The 19,103-nt window shown below is 64.7% G+C and carries 21 protein-coding genes and 1 tRNA gene; 16 read left to right on the forward strand and 6 right to left on the reverse strand.

What is annotated here, in order from left to right:
* Positions 1-7 precede the first annotated feature (7 nt).
* From ACT2BZ_RS08555 to ACT2BZ_RS08570, 4 genes are all read left to right on the forward strand, one after another.
* Positions 8-838 carry an ABC transporter permease gene (locus ACT2BZ_RS08555; RefSeq protein ID WP_457940461.1) on the forward strand — a complete coding sequence of 277 codons (831 nt, stop codon included), beginning with the start codon at positions 8-10 and terminating at the stop codon, positions 836-838.
* Complete coding sequence (locus tag ACT2BZ_RS08560; protein WP_457940462.1) at positions 835-1,596, forward strand: SDR family NAD(P)-dependent oxidoreductase; 762 nt, start codon at positions 835-837, stop codon at positions 1,594-1,596. The genes ACT2BZ_RS08555 and ACT2BZ_RS08560 overlap by 4 nt, the downstream gene beginning before the upstream one ends.
* Entirely contained in the window at positions 1,574-2,119 is a 546-nt protein-coding gene (locus tag ACT2BZ_RS08565; RefSeq protein WP_457940463.1) for a hypothetical protein, read from the forward strand. Before ACT2BZ_RS08560 ends, ACT2BZ_RS08565 begins: the two co-directional genes overlap by 23 nt.
* A gap of 332 nt (positions 2,120-2,451) precedes the next feature.
* Positions 2,452-2,790 carry a hypothetical protein gene (locus ACT2BZ_RS08570; protein WP_457940464.1) on the forward strand — a complete coding sequence of 113 codons (339 nt, stop codon included), beginning with the start codon at positions 2,452-2,454 and terminating at the stop codon, positions 2,788-2,790.
* A gap of 1,027 nt (positions 2,791-3,817) precedes the next feature.
* Here ACT2BZ_RS08570 and ACT2BZ_RS08575 read toward each other — a convergent pair.
* Positions 3,818-3,907 (reverse strand) — tRNA-Ser (locus ACT2BZ_RS08575).
* Positions 3,908-4,161: 254 nt separating this feature from the next.
* Here ACT2BZ_RS08575 and ACT2BZ_RS08580 point away from each other — a divergent pair.
* The 3 genes from ACT2BZ_RS08580 (at position 4,162) to ACT2BZ_RS08590 (ending at position 6,445) form a co-directional block, all read left to right on the forward strand.
* Complete coding sequence (locus ACT2BZ_RS08580; RefSeq protein ID WP_457940465.1) at positions 4,162-4,488, forward strand: hypothetical protein; 327 nt, start codon at positions 4,162-4,164, stop codon at positions 4,486-4,488.
* Positions 4,489-4,531: 43 nt separating this feature from the next.
* The gene (gene msrA, locus ACT2BZ_RS08585) at positions 4,532-5,188 is read left to right on the forward strand and encodes a peptide-methionine (S)-S-oxide reductase MsrA (protein WP_457940466.1); all 657 of its coding nucleotides are present in this window, start codon (positions 4,532-4,534) and stop codon (positions 5,186-5,188) included.
* Between the two features lie 267 nt (positions 5,189-5,455).
* Complete coding sequence (locus tag ACT2BZ_RS08590; RefSeq protein WP_457940467.1) at positions 5,456-6,445, forward strand: BMP family lipoprotein; 990 nt, start codon at positions 5,456-5,458, stop codon at positions 6,443-6,445.
* Positions 6,446-6,525: 80 nt separating this feature from the next.
* Here the strand turns inward: ACT2BZ_RS08590 and ACT2BZ_RS08595 are convergent, their stop codons facing one another.
* Both ACT2BZ_RS08595 and ACT2BZ_RS08600 read right to left on the reverse strand, forming a co-directional pair.
* On the reverse strand, positions 6,526-7,014 hold the full coding sequence (locus tag ACT2BZ_RS08595) for a hypothetical protein (RefSeq protein ID WP_457940468.1): 489 nt from the start codon (positions 7,012-7,014) through the stop codon (positions 6,526-6,528).
* An 11-nt stretch (positions 7,015-7,025) separates the two neighbouring features.
* A complete protein-coding gene (locus tag ACT2BZ_RS08600) occupies positions 7,026-7,235 on the reverse strand; it encodes a SlyX family protein (protein WP_457940469.1) in 210 nt (69 codons plus the stop codon).
* A gap of 201 nt (positions 7,236-7,436) precedes the next feature.
* On the opposite strand from ACT2BZ_RS08600, the gene ACT2BZ_RS08605 reads away from it, so the two are divergent.
* From ACT2BZ_RS08605 to deoA, 7 genes are all read left to right on the forward strand, one after another.
* Positions 7,437-8,969 carry an ABC transporter ATP-binding protein gene (locus ACT2BZ_RS08605; protein WP_457940470.1) on the forward strand — a complete coding sequence of 511 codons (1,533 nt, stop codon included), beginning with the start codon at positions 7,437-7,439 and terminating at the stop codon, positions 8,967-8,969.
* A complete protein-coding gene (locus ACT2BZ_RS08610; protein ID WP_457940471.1) occupies positions 8,966-9,517 on the forward strand; it encodes a cysteine hydrolase family protein in 552 nt (183 codons plus the stop codon). Before ACT2BZ_RS08605 ends, ACT2BZ_RS08610 begins: the two co-directional genes overlap by 4 nt.
* Positions 9,514-10,653 (forward strand): ABC transporter permease, encoded by a 1,140-nt coding sequence (locus ACT2BZ_RS08615; protein ID WP_457940472.1) that lies wholly within the window; start codon positions 9,514-9,516, stop codon positions 10,651-10,653. Before ACT2BZ_RS08610 ends, ACT2BZ_RS08615 begins: the two co-directional genes overlap by 4 nt.
* A gap of 1 nt (position 10,654) precedes the next feature.
* Positions 10,655-11,626 carry an ABC transporter permease gene (locus tag ACT2BZ_RS08620; RefSeq protein WP_457940473.1) on the forward strand — a complete coding sequence of 324 codons (972 nt, stop codon included), beginning with the start codon at positions 10,655-10,657 and terminating at the stop codon, positions 11,624-11,626.
* Between the two features lie 2 nt (positions 11,627-11,628).
* Positions 11,629-12,021 carry a cytidine deaminase gene (gene cdd, locus ACT2BZ_RS08625; protein ID WP_457940475.1) on the forward strand — a complete coding sequence of 131 codons (393 nt, stop codon included), beginning with the start codon at positions 11,629-11,631 and terminating at the stop codon, positions 12,019-12,021.
* Entirely contained in the window at positions 12,018-12,824 is an 807-nt protein-coding gene (locus ACT2BZ_RS08630) for a purine-nucleoside phosphorylase (RefSeq protein ID WP_457940476.1), read from the forward strand. Before cdd ends, ACT2BZ_RS08630 begins: the two co-directional genes overlap by 4 nt.
* Before the next feature lie 68 nt (positions 12,825-12,892).
* Complete coding sequence (gene deoA, locus ACT2BZ_RS08635; RefSeq protein ID WP_457940477.1) at positions 12,893-14,212, forward strand: thymidine phosphorylase; 1,320 nt, start codon at positions 12,893-12,895, stop codon at positions 14,210-14,212.
* A gap of 3 nt (positions 14,213-14,215) precedes the next feature.
* Here deoA and ACT2BZ_RS08640 read toward each other — a convergent pair whose 3' ends face one another.
* From ACT2BZ_RS08640 to ACT2BZ_RS08650, 3 genes are all read right to left on the reverse strand, one after another.
* Positions 14,216-14,779: a TIGR02281 family clan AA aspartic protease gene (locus ACT2BZ_RS08640; protein ID WP_457940478.1), complete on the reverse strand. Its 564-nt coding sequence runs from the start codon at positions 14,777-14,779 to the stop codon at positions 14,216-14,218.
* Positions 14,780-14,877: 98 nt separating this feature from the next.
* Positions 14,878-15,507 (reverse strand): uracil phosphoribosyltransferase, encoded by a 630-nt coding sequence (upp, locus tag ACT2BZ_RS08645; protein ID WP_457940479.1) that lies wholly within the window; start codon positions 15,505-15,507, stop codon positions 14,878-14,880.
* Between the two features lie 106 nt (positions 15,508-15,613).
* Positions 15,614-16,594: an adenosine deaminase gene (locus tag ACT2BZ_RS08650; RefSeq protein ID WP_457940480.1), complete on the reverse strand. Its 981-nt coding sequence runs from the start codon at positions 16,592-16,594 to the stop codon at positions 15,614-15,616.
* Between the two features lie 112 nt (positions 16,595-16,706).
* Between ACT2BZ_RS08650 and ubiE the strand changes: the two genes are divergently transcribed.
* Positions 16,707-17,483 (forward strand): bifunctional demethylmenaquinone methyltransferase/2-methoxy-6-polyprenyl-1,4-benzoquinol methylase UbiE, encoded by a 777-nt coding sequence (ubiE, locus tag ACT2BZ_RS08655; RefSeq protein WP_457940481.1) that lies wholly within the window; start codon positions 16,707-16,709, stop codon positions 17,481-17,483.
* Positions 17,484-17,496: 13 nt separating this feature from the next.
* Positions 17,497-19,071 (forward strand): 2-polyprenylphenol 6-hydroxylase, encoded by a 1,575-nt coding sequence (gene ubiB / locus ACT2BZ_RS08660; RefSeq protein ID WP_457940482.1) that lies wholly within the window; start codon positions 17,497-17,499, stop codon positions 19,069-19,071.
* Positions 19,072-19,103: the final 32 nt, after the last annotated feature.

Genomic DNA, 19,103 nt, shown 5'->3' on the forward strand with positions numbered 1-19,103 from the left:
GGTTCTGATGCGCTGGTATGCTGCTGCGATATACGTGTTTCTCTACCTGCCGATAGCGCTGATCGTGATCTTCAGTTTCAACGCCGGCAAGTACGCGATGGACTGGCAGGGTTTTTCCGTCGAGTGGTACTTCAAGGCCTTCGCCAATCCCTTCGCGCTCAAGGCGCTGCGCACCAGCCTCGTCGTCGGCCTGTGGACCGCCGTTCTGGCGACCTCCCTCGGCACGCTCGCGGCACTCGGGCTGGAACGGATGAGCGGCTGGCCGCGGCGCGCCAGCGACGGGCTCATCTACATCGCCATCATGGTGCCGGGCGTCGTCATCGGCATCGCCACGCTGATCGCCTTCGTCACCGTCTTCAACCTGGCCAATCCTTTCCTGGAAGGTCTCTTCGGGGACGCCGCGCCGCGCCTCGCCATGGGCCTGCCGACGGTGATCGGCGCGCATGTGCTGTTCAACCTCGCCGTGGTCATCCTGATCGTGCGCTCGCGGCTCGCCGGTCTCGACCGCAGCCTGATCGAGGCGTCAGAGGATCTTTATGCGACGCCGTTCGGCACATTCCGGCAGGTCGTTCTGCCGATGCTGGCGCCGGCGATCCTGGCCAGCTTCCTTCTCAGCTTCACCTTCAGCTTCGAGGACTTCATCATCGCCTTCTTCGTCTCCGGTCCCGACAGCACGCTGCCGATCTACATCTTCTCGTCGATCCGCCGCGGCATCACGCCAGAGGTCAACGCGATCGGCTCGGTAGTCCTCGCCGTATCGCTGACCCTGCTGATCATGGCGCAGTTCCTGCTGCGCGACAGAACGGGCTCGAGAGGAGCGAGGGGAGACCAGGCATGATCTTGCAGGACAGGGTGGCGATTGTGACCGGCGCCGGCTCGGGCATCGGTCGGGCGAGTGCCGAGATCATTGGCCGCGAGGGCGCCATGGTCGTTGTGGCGGACCGCGACCTCGCCTCGGCCAGCGAAACCGTCGGCACCATCGCGGCCAGGGGCGGGCGCGCGCACGCGATAGCCACCGACGTCACCGACGACGGCCAGCTTGAGACACTCGTCGAGACCTGCGTGGCGGCGTTTGGCGGCCTCGACATCGTGCATTCCCATGTCGGCATCCAAGTCGAGGGGACGCTCGAACAGGCGAGCACCGAAGGCATGGACCGGTCCTGGCAGATGAACGTGCGGCAGCATTTCCGGCTTGCGCAGCTTGCGGTGCCGCACATGAAAGCCCGCCAGGGTGGCTCGATCGTCATCACGGCGTCGAATTCGGGAGTGCTCTACGACCGCGAAATGATCGCCTACGCGACGACCAAGCATGCGGTGGTTGCGATGGCCAAGCAGATCGCGCTCGACTACGCCCGCTTCAACATCCGCGTCAACGCGTTCTGCCCGGGCTGGGTCGACACGCCATTCAACGAGCCGTTCATGCGCCAGATGGGCGGCCGCGACGCTCTCGAGGGCTATGTACGCAACAAGATCCCGATGGGTCGCTGGGCGACCGTCGAGGAGGTCGCCGAGGCGGTTCTGTTCCTCGCCTCCGATCGCTCGTCATTCATGACAGGCCAGGCACTGGTGGTCGATGGCGGAGAGTGCCTCGGCTAGAAGCGTCGCACCGGCAAGGCGCATCCAAATTCCGGGACGACGGCAAAAGAAGGCCCTGGGCAACTCAACGGAGCTTCCCGGCACTACCGATTATGCCCAATACGTCGAAGCGACAGGCGAAAAGGTGGAGCGCGGAGACCTGGCAATCGCCAGCCGCATCCTCGCAGCCCAAGCCATTACGCTCGACAGCATGTTCACCGAGTTTGCCCGCCGTGCAGCCCGCAACATGGGGCAATATGTCGACGCTATCGAGCGTTTCGGGCGGTTGGCTATGAAGGCCCAGAGCAACTGCCGGTCAACACTGGAGGCTCTGGCAAAGCTGCATCAACCGCGCGAGCAAACGGTCCGCCATGTCCACGTCAATGAGGGCGGGCATTGTCGCCGACCAATTCCATCACCACACGGGGGCTACCGAAATGACAAACGGTCAAACAATCCCATGCAGCCAGAGCCACTGGCGAATGCGCCACGCTGCCTTGCCAAGACCCGGTTCGGGAGGAAGTGCCGATCCCCGGCCGTGTAAGGGAAGCGCCGATGCCGAATGCACGGCGGCACGAACCCCGGAGCGCCTAAGGGTAATCAGAATGCGTACAAGCGTGGAGGACGGGCTGCGGCAACCAAGACGGCGGCTCTATTTCCAAAGGCGATGATGGAAGTGGACTGATCTGGCCTGCTCTTGGCCATCGCCAATCCGCCAATGCCAATCTGGCAGACCTGGGAGCGTTGAAGCGCGAGCGGCCATATTCCGTCTGTGGCGAGGTCGAGAAAAAGTTTTGAACCTTTCTTCTCGGTCACTCGACCAAGGGTTATCGGGCAGCAAAAGCCCGGCTTTGTAACAACCCAACGGAGACTATTATGAACACTTCCTTCAATCGTTTTGCTCTTGCCATTGCCTCGCTGACTGCGCTCTCGGCAGCCGGTCCGGTCACTGCCGCCCAGTTCGCCTCAGCCCCCGCTTCAGCCGGTGCCGCTATTCATTGTACTATCCCCAATGCAGTGTCTTGTACGGTTTCGAGCCAGAAGGGCGTCCGCTCGGTGAAGATCACTGCCAACACGCCGCAGGGCACCATCAATCTGGTCAACAAGCGCTACAATAGCTGCCCGAAGAGCGTGAAGGTGAGCTGGGACTCTGCTTTCCAGGCAGCAAGCACGAAGATCGTCGAATGTGGCAATCTGGGCCTCAAAATCAACTGACCGAAACAGTTTGACTACCGGGAGGGGAGGCGCGCAGCGTCTGCCCCTTTCCGGCGTTGCCAGTATCAGACCCGGCAAGGCTTATCCCTCAAGGCCTAGCCAGGACACTGAAGACCAGATGTAAGCTTAAAGCCTGTAAGCATGCGGAACGGACTGCGGCGACCAACGCGGCGGCCCGGTACCTGTCTCCTCAGTTGATCGGTTTCTGCGCGCCGGAATAATTTTTGCGCGCCGGACATGGGTGAGCGCTAGCACGGCAGTAATGCGAGCGAATGGGTAAACCCGTCTTGCCACAGTGTAACGATTTATCAAGGGCAAGTCCCCAATCACCCCAGCGCCCGCCATAAAACCTTACTGCCCTGGCGCTCCATTCTTCCCGTGCCTTCTTCTTGGCTCTTGATGCTCCAGCAGCTTTGGCAGTCACTCCAGACGCTGCTCACATATGTCCTTCCCCGTCGGGGCCGGCTTGGCCCTCTTCGCCTTCGGGCCGGACGGCCCCTTTGTCCCCGTTGTCGTGCGCACGCCAGGCTTGTCGTTACGGCCACCTTCGTAACCTTGGGACCGAAAGATGAAGGCGTCGTCGAATTCGTGCGCAACTGCGGCCCGCAGGTCGCTTTGAAGCGGACCCGAGCTGAAACCTCATCCTGCCAGATCACCTCGGCTCTGTACTTGGATATGGCGTCAGTGGGGATCTTGAACAGGTTCTCGACCGTGCCGACATCGTTGCCACCCGGTCCCTTGGCGGCCTGCGCCGGCGCGGCAAACCCGATGTCCACCCCGAGGACAATCGCACTTGAAGAAATACGTTTCGCGCGGCTACGCCGCCTTGCCATATCAATCATCGGCGCTGGCTCATCTATTCAAAGTCCACACAGACATCTGGAACGGCAGTAAGTGTCTATACCATCCAATTGCGATGCTGCCTTCGGAGGGGCTATGCCGCGATTGATAGCAAACGCCCCATTGGGGAACTATTATAGGAATGGTTCTTTGTTTGGGCAAATAGTCTTGCATAATCAATGATATGTGGCGGAGAGAGCGGGATTCGAACCCGCGTTACGGTCTCCCGTAAACACACTTTCCAGGCGTGCGCCTTCAACCACTCGGCCACCTCTCCGCGTCGCCGGCTGACCGCTAGGCCTGCCGACGAGGGGCTGATCTAGTCGATTGCGCGGCGAATGCCAAGCCATTGCGGACCTTTATGTGGCCCGGCTGGCCCACCTCTCCGGAGTCTCGCGTGGAAATGTCGCGGGTGCATTGCTGGCGCAGCGTCGAAGAAGCTTCCGGCGGGCTTCAAATTCCCGTGTAAAGATTGCAGTGTAAGGGCTGCAATCATATGTGTCGCAGCGACTGATACAATCAAGGATCGCGATGTTCCGTTTCCTGTTCCGGCTGTTGGCCAGCCTCGCGCTGGCGGTAGCTGTCATCATGGCCGTGCTCGACGTCACGCGCACCATTGCAGCCTCGCATCTGGTGCTGACGCCGCTCGGCGCGAGCTGGGTCAGTGCCTCGCCCTCGACGCTCGATGCGATGCAGGCTTTCCTGATCGAGAAAGCCCACCCCCTGGTGTGGAACCCGGTGATGATCTTCGTCCTCGACCAGCCGGGCTTTGCCGTTTTCGGCATCATCGCGCTCCTCTTCTACGCCATTGGCCGCCGGCCCGAGCGCCGCATCGGCCGGTTCGCCGTCACCCGCTAGCCGATTCCGGGGCGGTGCCGCCGCCCCGACCAAGGAGACAACGATGTTTTTCCTGAGCGACATGCTGAACAAGAAGCTGAACCTGCCGACGCCTGCCGACGCGCTGCCCGGCCGCGACAAGCCGATCCCGACCGCATCCGAGCACTTCGTATCGAAGCGCCCGCTGAAGGGACCCTACCCGCAAGGGCTGGAGAACGCGATGTTCGGGCTCGGCTGCTTCTGGGGCGCCGAGCGCCTGTTCTGGCAGACCGAGGGCGTCTGGGTGACGGCGGTCGGCTATGCCGGCGGCGTCACGCCCAACCCGACCTACCAGGAGACCTGCACCGGCCTGACCGGCCATGCGGAGGTCGTGCTGGTCGTCTTCGACCCGAAGATCGTCTCCTATGCCGATCTCCTGAAACTGTTCTGGGAAAGCCACGATCCGACCCAGGGCATGCGCCAGGGAAATGATGTCGGCACCACCTATCGCTCGGCCATCTATACGTTCGGCGAGGCCCAGCAGCAGGCCGCGATCGCCTCGCGCGATGCCTATGACGCCTCGCTGCGCGCCACGGGCCGCGAACGGATCACCACCGAGATCGCGCCGGTGCCGGAATTCTACTTCGCCGAGGAAGACCACCAGCAGTACCTGGCGAAGAACCCCTACGGCTACTGCAACCTGAAGGGCACCGGCGTCTCCTGCGCGATGCCCGCCGCCTGACCGGCGGCCCGTCGGGGCCGGCGCCGTTCTGCGCCGCCTGCCATCGGCGCCCGGCTGCAACCCGCGCAAACCGGCTGCCGGCGGCTTTAAGCTTTGCTTTTCATTGTTTTCCAGAAGGTCAAAATTCCGCGTGAATTTTGGCTTTCGGCATGCAAGACTGAATCATGAGCGGAGGGTGGAAGCCCCTGCCATGGCCGTGCAGCGCCGGGCGGACCCGGGAAAAGCGCGGCATGAAGCAAAGAAAACAACCGACAGGGTGTGGATCACATGAAACGTATCGTTTTTGGCCTTCTGGCCGCTTCCGCGATGTGCCTTCCGGCATTCGCCGCCGACATAAAGCCGGCGCTGCTCTACGATCTGGGCGGCAAGTTCGACAAGTCCTTCAACGAGGCTGCCTATAACGGTGCCGAGAAGTTCAAGTCCGAGACCGGCGTCGAATATGTCGAGTTCGAGGTATCGAACGCCTCGCAGCGCGAACAGGCTCTGCGCCGCTTCGCCGAGGACGGCCGCAATCCGATCGTCATGACCGGCTTCTCGTGGGCCGAGTCCCTCGACAAGGTCGCCACCGATTTCCCGGACCTGCAGTTCGCCATCGTCGACATGGTTGTCGACAAGCCGAACATCCGTTCGATCGTGTTCAAGGAGCAGGAAGGCTCCTACATCGTCGGCCTGCTCGCCGGCATGGCGTCCGAGACCAAGAAGGTCGGCTTCATCGGCGGCATGGACATTCCGCTGATTCGCCGCTTCGGCTGCGGCTATGTCGGCGGCGCCAAGGCTGCCGGCGCGACCGAGGTGATCCAGAACATGACCGGTGACACGCCGGCTGCCTGGAACGACCCGACCAAGGGCGGCGAGATCGCCAAGACGCAGATCGACCAGGGCGCGGACGTGATCTACGCCGCGGCCGGCGGCACCGGCGTCGGCGTTCTGCAGGCTGCGGCGGATGCCGGCAAGCTCGGCATCGGAGTCGATTCCAACCAGAATGGCCTGCAGCCCGGCAAAGTGCTGACCTCGATGCTGAAGCGCGTCGACACGGCGGTCTATGGCGCCTTCATGGACGCCAAGGACGGCAAGCTTGCCGGCGGCATCAACGACCTCGGCCTCAAGGAAGGCGGCGTCGATTATGCCGTGGACGACAACAACAAGGACCTGATCACGGCCGAGATGAAGGAAGCCGCCGAGAAGGCCAAGGCCGACATCATCGCCGGCACCATCACGGTTCACGACTACATGTCGGACGATTCCTGCCCCTACTAAGAGGCAGCCCGTTCATCTGAAAGAAACCGCCGGGCGAAAGTCCGGCGGTTTTTTGTTGTCCGGAGTTTCTCGCGCCGGGCCTAGGGCAGGAACTTCTGCACCGAGGCCGGCATGTCGAGCGATGCCCGGCCCGCGACGTAGCCGAGCACGAAGGCCACGATCAGGCCGAGTGCGATGGCAAGGGCGCGGCGATTGGGAACCGAGTGCGGTGCCATCCGCGTGCCGGCCGGCAACGCAGCCGGTGCAATCGTGTCGCGCAGGGCATCCGAGCGACGCCTGCCGAACGGGGCCTGCGGGTCCGGCGGCGCCGCCTCGACGGGTGGCGGCGCAGGGCGCATCTGCGGCATCGAGGCCAACCTGTCCTCGACCACCTTCCAGGCGTCCTGCGGCGCCTTGTCGGGAGCGGCCATGCGGTCGAAGAGGTGCATGCGCTGCGCGATCTCGACCATCGCGTCGCGGAAGTCGGGGTCGACCTCGAGGTCGTGCTCGGCGCGCTCGCGTTCCTCGTCGTCCATGAGGCCGAGCACGTAGCGCTGCGCCCTGTCGATCCGGTTTCCCGACTCCTCCATCGGCATTCCCCCTACCAGTGCGGCGGCTTGGCCACCGGCACTTCAGACGCGTTCTGATGTTCGAATTCCACAAAGCGCTCCGTCAGCGCCTCGACCTGCTTGCGCAGCCGCTCGATGACCTTCCACTGCTCGGCGATCTGTGTGGAAAGCTCTTCCACCGTCCTGTCCTGTTCTGCAGTCCGCATCTCCAGCGCCATCAGGCGATCGGGCGACATTGACATGGCTTGACCTCTTCCGGGTTCGCAGCGAAGCGCGACTGCAATTCCGGCAGATCAATATCACCGCCGGGTCCCTTAGGGAAATTGACAAGCGCGCGCGTATTTATAGAGAGTGCGCACGGCCGCCACTCGATTGGCAGCAGACAGGCAGCATGCTAGCTTTTTGACCGGACGATAAAAACAACAAGGGTGGGACCCGGCCGCATGGCGCAAGCAGCAATCGAGCTGACAGGCATCAACAAGAGCTTCGGCGCCGTCCAGGCCAATCGCGACATCAACCTCGTCATCGAGCGCGGCACCATCCGCGGCATCGTCGGCGAGAACGGCGCCGGCAAGTCGACGCTGATGTCGATCCTCTACGGTTTCTACCAGGCCGACAGCGGCGAGATAAAGGTCGACGGCAAGCCCGTGTCGATCAAGACGCCCAACGATGCCATCGCGCTCGGCATCGGCATGGTGCACCAGCATTTCATGCTGGTCGAGAATTTCACCGTCATCGAGAATGTTATCCTCGGCGCCGAGAGCGAGGCGCTGCTCAACAAGAGCATCGCCAAGGCACGCTCCGAGCTCGAGCGGCTTGAGCGCGAATACGGACTGGAAGTTGACCCCGACGCGATCATCGAGGAACTGCCGGTCGGCCTGCAGCAGCGTGTCGAGATACTGAAGGCGCTTTATCGCGGCGCCGAAATCCTCATCCTCGACGAGCCCACCGGCGTGCTGACGCCGGCCGAGGCGGACCACCTCTTCCGCATCCTCCAGCAGCTCAAGGAGCAGGGCAAGACGATCGTCCTGATCACCCACAAGCTGCGCGAGATCATGGCGATCACCGACACTGTTTCGGTCATGCGCCAGGGCACCATCGTGGCGACGCGCGAGACCGCCGGAACGACGGTCGAGGAACTGGCCGAACTGATGGTCGGCCGTCGGGTGCTGCTGCAGGTCGAGAAGGGCGAGGCCAGCCCGGCCGAGGTCAAGCTCGCAGTGAAGGGCCTGACGGTGAAGGATTCCCGCGGCGTCACCATGGTCGACGACGTCTCCTTCGACGTGGCGGCCGGCGAGATCGTCGGCATTGCGGGCGTCGCGGGCAACGGCCAGTCGGAACTGATCGAGGCGATCTGCGGCATCAGGCGCGCCGAGTCCGGCAGCGTGCTGCTCGACGGAAAGCCGATCGACGTGACCGGCATCGCCGACCCCGGCGAGTTGCGCGATCGCGGCCTCGCACACGTGCCGGAGGACCGCCACCATGTCGGCCTGGTGCTCGCCTTCGAGGAGAACGAGAACTCGATCCTCGGCTATCACGACAAGCCGCTTTACCTGAAAGGGCCCTTTCTCAACATCGACGCCATCCGCAACGACGCCCGCGAGAAGATCGAAAAATTCGACATCCGCCCCGGCGACTGCCGGCTGCGGACGGCCAATTTCTCCGGCGGCAACCAGCAGAAGATCGTGCTCGCGCGCGAGATGGAGCAGGACCCCGGTGTGCTCGTCGTCGGGCAGCCGACGCGCGGCGTCGATGTCGGCGCCATCGAGTTCATCCACAAGCAGCTGATCGCCATGCGCGACCGCGGCAAGGCGGTGCTGCTGATCTCGGTGGAGCTCGACGAGATCCGTTCGCTTTCCGACCGCATTCTGGTGATGTTCGACGGCCGCATCGTCGGCGAACGCGGCGCCGAGGCAACGGAGGGCGAGCTTGGCCTGCTGATGGCGGGTGTCGAGCAGCAGGAGGCGGCTGAATGATTACGCCGGCGCTCATCGTCATTGACGTGCAGAAGGCCATCGACGATCCAGTATGGGGACGCCGGGGCCAGCCGGAGATGGAAGACCGCATCGGCGATCTGCTTGGCGCCTGGCGCGAACGGCGCCTCCCGGTCGTTCACATTCGCCACGATTCGACGGACATGGCCTCGCCATACCATCCGGGCAGCAGCGGCAACGAGTTCAAGCCCGAGGTTGCGCCGTTGCCCGGCGAGCCGGTGGTGGACAAACGGACCAACAGCGCCTTCATCGGGACGGATCTCATGGATGTGCTCGACGAGTTGCAGGTCGGCCAACTGGTGGTTACCGGCGTACTTCTGGAGAATTCCGTCGAAGCGACAGTGCGCATGGCCGGCAATCTCGGCTTCGACGTTGTCATCCCCGAGGACGCGGTGGCGAGCGTCGACCGTACCGACCGCCGTGGCAAGCACTGGCCAGCCGAGGATGTACACGCGCTGACCCTGGCCCTGCTCGACCGCGAATACGCGCGCATTTCGGACACCCGCACCGTCATCGAGACCCTGCCATGAGCACCCCCTACGCAAAACTTCCCGGCTGGGCCGATTACGGGCTGATACCGCTGATCAATCTGCTGGTCGCCTTCGCGGTTGCCGGCCTCGTCGTCCTGCTGGTCGGCGAGAACCCGTTCCACGCTGCCGTCATTCTCGTCGACGGCGCCTTTGGCAGCGGCCAGGGCATTGCCTACACGCTCTATTACGCCACCAACTTCATCTTCACCGGGCTCGCCGTCGCCGTCGCGTTCCATTGCGGGCTGTTCAACATCGGCGGCGAAGGCCAGGCCTACATTGCCGGCCTTGGCGTCGGCGTGGTCTGCCTCGCCTTCGACCATGTGTTGCCCTGGTGGCTGACCTTCCCGATCGCCATCCTGGCCGCGGCCGCCGTCGGCGCGCTCTGGGCGCTGATCCCGGCCTATCTGCAGGCCAGGCGCGGCTCGCACATCGTCATCACCACCATCATGTTCAACTTCATCGCGGCCAGTGCCATGGTCTACCTGCTGGTCGGGCCGCTCAAGCCGCGCGGCGCGATGGCGCCGCAGACCCGGCAGCTTGCCGAAGGCGCGCAACTGCCAAAGATCGGCTTCCTGCTCGAGCCCTTCGGCCTGACGGTGCGGCCATCGGTTCCCTTCAACCTGTCCTTCATCCTGGCGCTCGTGATGGCGGTCGTCGTCTGGGCGATCATCTGGCGCACCAAGCTTGGTTACGAGATCCGCACCTATGGCTTCAGCCCCAAGGCTGCGCGCTACGCCGGCATTTCGGAGACCCGCATCATCATCATCACGATGATGATTTCCGGCGCCCTGGCCGGCATGATGGCGCTGAACCCGATCATGGGCGACCAGCACAATGTCTCGCTCGACTTCGTGTCGGGTGCCGGCTTCGTCGGCATCGCGGTCGCCCTGATGGGGCGCTCGCATCCGGCCGGCATCGTGCCCGCAGCCATCCTGTTCGGCATGCTCTACCAGGGCGGCGCCGAACTCGCCTTCGAGATGCCGGCCATCTCGCGCGACATGATCGTCATCATCCAGGGCCTGGTGATCCTGTTTGCCGGCGCGCTCGAACACCTGTTCCGCCCGACGGTGCAGACGATCTTCGCCAGCCTCAGTCCCCGCTCGGTCAGCATGGCCGCCAAAGGGGAGCGCGCCTGAGATGGAATTCGTCGATACGCTGATCAACATAGGCAACTCGACCATCCGGGTCTCGGTGCCCCTGCTGCTCGCCTGCCTGGCGGGCCTCTATTCGGAACGCTCGGGCGTCTTCGACATCGGGCTGGAGGGCAAGATGCTGGCCGGCGCCTTTGCCGGCGCGGCGGCGGCCGCCGTCTTCCAGTCGGCCTGGATCGGGCTCGGCATAGGCATGCTGATATCCGTCATGCTCTCGCTGGTGCACGGCTTCGCCTCGATCACCCACCGCGGCAACCAGATCGTCTCGGGCGTCGCCATCAACTTCATCGCCGCCGGCTCCACCATCATTCTGGGCCAGGCCTGGTTCAACCAGGGCGGCCGTACGCCCTCGCTGCCCCCCGAGGCGCGCTTCGGTTCGATCACGCTGCCCGGCGCCGATGCCCTGCGCGACGTGCCTGTCATCGGCCAGCTCTATTCGGGCCTTCTGTCGGGTCACAGCCTGCTTGCCTACGTCGCCTTTCTCGCTGTCCCCTTCACCTGGTGGGTGCTGTTCAGGACCCGCTTCGGGCTCAGGCTGCGCGCCGTCGGCGAGAACCCGGCCGCCGTCGATACGGCCGGCATCTCGGTCGCCTGGCTGCGCTACCGCGCCGTCATCTGCACCGGCATCCTCACCGGCATTGCCGGCTGCTACATGGCGCTCTCGCAAAATGCCGGCTTCGTCAAGGACATGACCGCCGGTCGCGGCTACATCGCGCTCGCCGCCCTTATTTTCGCCAAGTGGAAGCCGGTGCCGGCAATGTTCGCATGCCTGCTGTTCGGGTTCCTCGATGCGCTGGCGATCCGTCTGCAGGGCACGCCCCTGCCTCTCGTCGGCAAGGTCCCTGTACAGCTCATGCAGGCGCTGCCCTATATCCTGACGGTGATCCTGCTCGCCGGTTTCATCGGCAAGGCGATCCCCCCGCGCGCCGGCGGCGTGCCCTATGTGAAAGAGCGGTAGTCATGGCGCACGATCTGTTCCTCGCGGCGCAGGCCGCGATGGCCAAGGCCTATGCCCCCTATTCGAAATTCCCGGTCGGCGCGGCGCTCCGCACCGCCGACGGAAAGATCTTCTCCGGCGCCAACATCGAGGTTGCCTCCTATCCCGAGGGCTGGTGCGCCGAGACCACGGCGCTCGGCCACTACATCATGGGCGGCGGTGGCGAGATCACCGAGATCGCGGTAACCGCGGAACGCATGGCGCGCATAACGCCGTGCGGCGGATGCCGGCAGCGCCTCGCCGAATTCGCGCGGCCGGATACGAAGCTCTTCCTCTGTGACGAGAGCGGCGTCGTCGAGACCGTCACGATGGGCGCGATGCTGCCCTACGGGTTTGCGGGGGACATTCTGAAATGACCAACGCCGAAGACGTTCTGGTCGAGAAGCTCAACGGCCTGGCGCCGGAACTGGCGATCGTCCTCGGTTCGGGCCTCGGCCCCATGGCGGCCGAGGTCGAGGATGCGGTTCGCATCCCCTATGGCGACCTGCCGGGCTTTCCGCAAAGCGGCGTGACCGGCCACGCCGGCGAAGTCGTGGCCGGCACCCTGGCCGGCCGGCCGGTGCTGCTGCTCGCCGGGCGGGCTCATTACTATGAACACGGCGACGCTGCCGTCATGCGCCCGGTACTCGAGACGTTGGCCGGCATTGGCATCGGCAAGCTGGTCCTCACCAACGCGGCGGGTTCGCTGAAGCCGGAGATGCCGGCGGGCTCGGTCATGCTGATCACCGACCACATCAATTTCTCCGGCAGCAACCCGCTCTTCGGCGAACCGAGCGAGCGGCGCTTCGTCGGCATGACCGAGGCCTATGACGCCCGGCTGAGCGCCGCGCTGAAGAAGGCGGCGGCAGCCACCGGGACGTCGTTGCACCAGGGCGTCTACATGTGGTTTTCGGGTCCCTCCTTCGAGACCCCAGCCGAGATTCGCATGGCCCGCGTACTGGGCGCCGACGCCGTCGGCATGTCGACCGTCCCCGAAGTCATCCTCGCGCGCTTCCTTGGCCTGCGGGTTGCGGCCTGCTCGGTCATTACCAATCTCGGCGCCGGCATGACCGGAAACGAACTCTCGCACGACGAGACCAAGGACGTCGCGCCGCTTGGCGGCCGGCAGTTGTCCAAGGTGCTGAAGCACGCGCTGCGCGAAGGGCTCTTCGATGACTGAACCCCGCTTGCCGCAGCGACGGCCAACCGGCGTGACGCCATCGTCACGGTCCGTCCGGAGATAGACCGATGCTGTCGCAGGAAATCATCCGCAGGAAGCGCGACGGCCACCCGCTCCCGGCGGACGACATCGCAGCCTTCGTCGGCGGCATCGCGACGGGCAAGGTATCCGAAGGACAGGTCGCGGCATTTGCCATGGCCGTCTTCTTCAACGGCATGTCGCGTGACGAGGCTGTCGCGCTGACGTTGGCCATGCGCGATTCCGGCGAGGTCCTCGACTGGTCGGACCTGCCCGGCCCGGTCACCGACAAGCACTCGACGGGCGGTGTCGGCGACAATGTCTCGCTGATGCTCGCGCCCATCGTCGCCGCCTGCGGCGCCTATGTGCCGATGATCTCGGGACGCGGCCTCGGCCACACCGGCGGAACGCTCGACAAGATGGATTCCATACCGGGCTATGTCAGCCAGCCCGACAATGCGCTGTTCCGCAAGGCAGTGCTCGATACCGGCTGCGCCATCATCGGCCAGACCGCAGCATTGGCGCCCGCCGACAAGCGTTTTTACTCGATCCGCGACGTCACCGCGACGGTCGAGTCCGTGCCGCTGATCACAGCCTCCATCCTGTCGAAGAAGCTCGCAGCCGGACTGCAGTCGCTGGTGCTCGACGTCAAGCTCGGCAACGGCGCCTTCATGGCCAAGAGCCGCGACGCGACCGAACTCGCCACCAGCCTCGTCGAGGTGGCGAACGGCGCCGGGCTGCGCACTTCGGCGCTGATCACCGGCATGAACGAACCGTTGGCCTCGGCTGCCGGCAATGCCGTCGAGGTCCACAACGCCGTCGATTTCCTGACCGGGAAGTGGCGCGACAAGCGGCTGCTCGAGGTGACGCTGGCGCTGGCGACCGAAATGCTCGTCTCGGCGGGCATCGCCGCCTCGTCCAGGGAGGGCACCGAGCAGGCGACCGAAGCACTGGAATCGGGCCGCGCGGCGGAATGTTTCGGCCGCATGGTGTCGGCGCTCGGGGGCCCCGCCAATTTCGTCGAGAATGCCGCGCACTATCTGCCCAAGGCTCCGGTCGAACTCGCGGTCGAGGCCGACGCCGGCGGCCGCGTCGGCGGGATCGCCACCCGCGACATCGGGCTGGCCGTCGTGGCGCTTGGCGGCGGAAGGACGCGGCCGGACGACGTGATCGATCACTCGGTCGGGCTGACGCGGCTGATGCCGGTCGGATCGGAAGTCGTGAAGGGCGAGGCGCTCGGAGTCGTTCACGCAAGGTCCCAGGAAGAGGCCCTGCGGGCTGCCGAGGCGGTCCGGTCCGCCTATGCCGTGTCCGATGGGCGGCCGCCGACGCAGAAGGCGGTCATCCGGCGCATCGCGCCCACCGCCTGACCGCTACTGCACGAGCAGCAGCGCCCCGTCCTCGACCTGGTATTTTGCCAGCCGGTTGAGGAAGCTGGCGCCGATCAGCGTGCCCGACAGCGCCGAATCGTCGAGCACCACGGCCTTGACGTCCTCGATGCTGATGCGGCCGATCTGCAGGCGGTCGATCATCGCGCTTGCGGCGCGCGCCTTTCCGTTGGCCGTGTTGACCGTGTACTTGAAGTCGCGCGGCGTCAGCGCGATGCCGATGCGCCTCGCAGTCGACGCGTTGATGGCGACCAGCGTGGCGCCCGTGTCGATGATCGCGCCGACATTGCGGCCGTTCAGCCTGAAATCGGCGGTGAAGTGACCATGCGGCCCGACCTGGATCTGAACCTTGCGGCCGAGCATGCGCTCCGGCACCGGCACGACCGGGCGCACCACGTTGATCTCGGCGCTCGATATGTCGAACTCGGCTTCCTGCTGCAGCGCCGAGCGCAGCAGATGATCGACGGCTTCCGGGTTCGACTGGTAGAGAATCGGGATCGACGCCGACGAACCGGCGCAAATACCGAGAATCAAGAGTTTGCGCAGCATGGCCTTGCCCCTTCAGGCTCTGACCATAGCCGCGCCATGGTGTGCGCGACCTTAAAAAGCGGCGGCGAATGGCAACGCGGTGAACGGCTGGTAAACGGCTACTTGGTGCCGTAGAGGCGATCCCCGGCGTCGCCAAGGCCCGGAATGATATAGCCCTTCTCGTTGAGCTTTTCGTCGATCGAGGCGGTGAACACCGGCACGTCGGGATGCGCCGCCGTGAAGCGGGCGATGCCTTCCGGCGCCGCCAGCAGGCAGAGGAAGCGCAGGTTGGTGGCGCCGCGTTCCTTCAGCTTGTCGATCGCCGCGATGGCCGAATTCGCCGTTGCCAGCATGGGATCGACGACGATCACCAGCCGGTCGGCTAGGTCGCTCGGCGCCTTGAAGAAATACTCCACCGCTTCCAGCGTTTCGTGGTCGCGGTAAAGCCCGATATGCGCCACGCGCGCGGCGGGCACCAGGTCGAGCAGTCCTTCCAGCAGGCCGTTGCCGGCGCGCAGGACGGAGGCGAAGACCAGTTTCTTGCCCTCGAGCGTCGGCGCCTGCATCGTCTGGATCGGCGTCTCGATCGTCTTGGTCGTCAGTTCGAGGTTGCGCGTTACCTCGTAGCCGAGCAGCAGCGAGATCTCGCGCAGCAGCCGGCGGAAGCTCGCGGTCGACGTCTGCTTGTCGCGCATGATGGTGAGCTTGTGCTGGACAAGCGGATGGTCGACGACGGTGACGCCCTGCATGGTGTCTGCTCCTGAATTCAGATCTTGCGGAGCACCCTATCGGGTCTGGCGCGGGCAAGAAACGTCCGGACCGCCATCGACCACAGTTTTGTCGGCGTTTGAGGCCCTAGCGGCCGCCGGCAGGGGTCTTCAGGCGCGCCAGCAACTCGGCCCTGGTCTTCTTGTCGACGAAGGCCGCTTCGATGGCGGTCCTTGTGACACCGAGAAGGGCCTTTTCGTCCATGCCGAAATATTCCGCCGCGATCTCGTATTCGCGCTTCAGCGAAGTCCAGAAATAGGGCGGGTCGTCGGAATTGAGGGTCACCTTGCAGCCGGCCGCCCGCAGGGCCGGGAAGGGATGCTCCTCGAAACTCGGGAAAACCTTCAGCGCGATGTTCGAGCCCGGGCAGCATTCGAGCACGATGCCCTCGTCGGCGATGCGCTTGACCAGATCCGGGTTCTCGATGGCGCGCACGCCGTGGCCGATGCGCGATGGCCTGATGTGGTCGAGCGCGGCCTGCACGCTTTCCCAGCCCAGCAACTCGCCGGCATGGATGGTGATGCCAAGCCCTGCCTCGCGGGCAATCTCGAAGGCCTTCACATAGTCCTCGAAGTCTCCCATGCGCTCGTCGCCGGCGACGCCGAAACCGGTGACCAGCGGATGCCCGCAGCGTGCAGCGAAGCGCGCCGCCTTTTCGATCGCCTCGACCCCGACATGGCGCACGCCGGTCACAATCATGCGGCCCTCGATGCCGGTCTTGGCCCTGGCGCGCGCCATGCCCTCGCCGAGCGCATTGGTGTAGGCGGCGGGCGACAGCCCCGACTTGATGGCATGGTCGGGCGAGGTGAACACCTCGGAGTAGATCGCGCCGTCGCGCGCCAGGCTGGTCAGGTAGTGGTCGGCCAGCCGCGCATAGTCTTCCTCGCTGCGCAAAAGGTCGGCGGCGAAATCATAGGCAGCCAGGAAGCTGGTGAAGTCGTGCCAGACGAAGGCGCCATCCTTGATGTAAGGCGAGAAGTCCCTGCCGTATTTCCGGGCTTGGGCGATGACGAAATCGGGCGACGCGGCCCCCTCGATGTGGCAGTGCAACTCCGCTTTCAATGGCATTACGTCATCCTTGTGGTGCCCGTCCCGACGCGGCCGAACACCGCGCCCCCGACCATAGCGCGGTCGGATATGATCAGCTATGGTCCCGCCGACTTTGAATGGTAATACGAGAATGTCAGAACAACGTTCCACTGCCGCTGAGGACATGGAGACCTCTTATGGTTTCCGAACCGTCGGGGCCGGCGAAAAGCAGCCACTCGTCAACGAGGTGTTTCACAAGGTCGCCAAGCGCTACGACCTGATGAACGACCTGATGTCGGGCGGCATGCACCGGCTGTGGAAGGATGCGCTTGTCAGCTGGCTCAACCCGCCAAGACGGGACGGCTGGAAAGTGCTCGACGTCGCCGGCGGCACCGGCGACATCGCCTTTCGCATCATCGATGCTTCGGACCGGCAGGCCCATGCGACGGTTCTCGACATCAACGGCTCCATGCTCGCCGTCGGGCGCGACCGAGCCGTCAAGCGCGGACTCGAGGCCAACACCGACTTCGTCGAGGCCAATGCCGAGGAACTGCCCTTTCCCGACGAGAGCTTCGACGCCTATACGATCGCCTTCGGCATCCGCAACGTGCCGCGCATCGATGTCGCGCTGGCAGAGGCGTTCCGCGTCCTGAAGCCGGGCGGCCGCTTCCTCTGCCTCGAGTTTTCCGACGTCGACATGCCGTTGCTCGACCGCGCCTACGAAGCGTGGTCGTTCAATGCCATCCCGCGCATCGGAAAGGCGGTAACCGGCGACGCCGAACCCTATTCCTATCTTGTCGAATCGATCCGCAAGTTTCCCGACCAGAAGGCGTTTGCCGCAATGGTCTCGCAGGCCGGGTTCAGCCGGGTCGACTTCCGCAACTATGCCGGCGGCATAGCCGCGCTTCATTCGGGCTGGAAGCTTTGACGGACGTATGTCGATGAGCAGCCCGGGCGCTGCTCTCCGGCTTTTCAGGGCCGGCTGGATCATGGTGCGCGAGGGGGTCGTGGCGGCGCTGCCGGGCGACGATCTCGCCGGCCTGCCGCGTTTTGGCTGGCGCTTCGCACGCCTGCTGACGCGGCCACGCGCCATCGGCCGCGGCAGGAGCGACCGGCTTGCCTTCGCGTTGACCAGGCTTGGCCCCTCCTATGTCAAGCTCGGCCAGTTCCTGGCGACGCGCCCCGACGTCGTCGGCAACGACATGGCGCTCGACCTCGCCCAGTTGCAGGACCGGATGGGCACCTTTCCGCGCAGCCAGGCGGTCGAGGCCATAGAGGGCTCGCTCGGGCGCCCGCTCGACGATCTCTTCGTCAGTTTCGGGGAACCGGTTGCGGCCGCTTCCATCGCGCAGGTCCATGCGGCTGAGGTCGGCGACGACGGCGACTCCAGGAAGGTCGCCGTCAAGGTCATCCGGCCCGGCGTTCGCCGTGCCTTCTTCCGCGACCTCGAAGGCTTCTTCCTCGCCGCGCGCATGCAGGAGCGCTACATCCCGGCCTCGCGGCGTCTGCAGCCGGTCGAGGTCGCGCGCACCCTGGCGCAGACCACCAGGATCGAGATGGATCTGAGGCTGGAGGCAGCGGCACTTTCGGAGATTGCCGAGAACACACGTGACGATCCGGGCTTTCGCGTGCCGCAGGTCGACTGGGTCCGCACCGGCCGCGATGTCCTGACGCTCGAATGGATCGACGGCATCAAGATGTCGGACGTCGAGGGCTTGCGCGCCGCCGGCCACGACCTCAATGCCATCGCCGCCAACCTCGTCCAGTCCTTCCTGCGCCACACGCTGCGCGACGGCTTCTTCCATGCCGACATGCATCCGGGAAACCTCTTCGTGGAGGCCGACGGTACGATCGTCGCGGTCGATTTCGGCATCACCGGCCGGCTTGGCAAGAAGGAGAGACGCTTCCTCGCCGAGATTCTCTACGGCTTCATCACGCGCGACTACCTGCGCGTCGCAGAAGTGCATTTCGAGGCCGATTACGTGCCGCGCACGCACAATGTCGCCGCCTTCGCTCAGGCCATCCGCGCCATCGGCGAGCCGATCCACGGACAGCCGGCCGAGACGATCTCGATGGCCAAGCTGCTGACGCTGCTCTTCGAGGTGACCGAGCTCTTCGACATGCAGGCGCGGCCGGAGCTGGTTCTGCTGCAAAAGACCATGGTGGTGGTCGAGGGCGTTGCGCGCACGCTTGATCCGGCCTTCAACATGTGGAAGACCTCCGAACCGGTCGTCGGCGACTGGATAGCCGGCAATCTCGGCCCGCGCGGGGTCTTGATCGATGCGCGCGACGGCGCCAACGCGCTACTCGCCCTGGCGCGCCAGGCCCCGGACCTTGCTGCGCGCACGGAACGGCTGTCGCGTGAGATCGACAGCATGGCAGAGCACGGCCTGCGCTTCGACAAGACGACCACGGATGCCATCGGCAAGGCCGAGGCGCGTGCAAACCGCTGGGGACGCGTCGCGCTCTGGGTTTGCGCACTCGCATTGGTGTGGATCGCCTACAGGCTTTCCTGACAGGCCGGAACATGCCACTATGATTGCATTGC

It is taken from the genome of Mesorhizobium sp. 10J20-29, assembly GCF_054130485.1.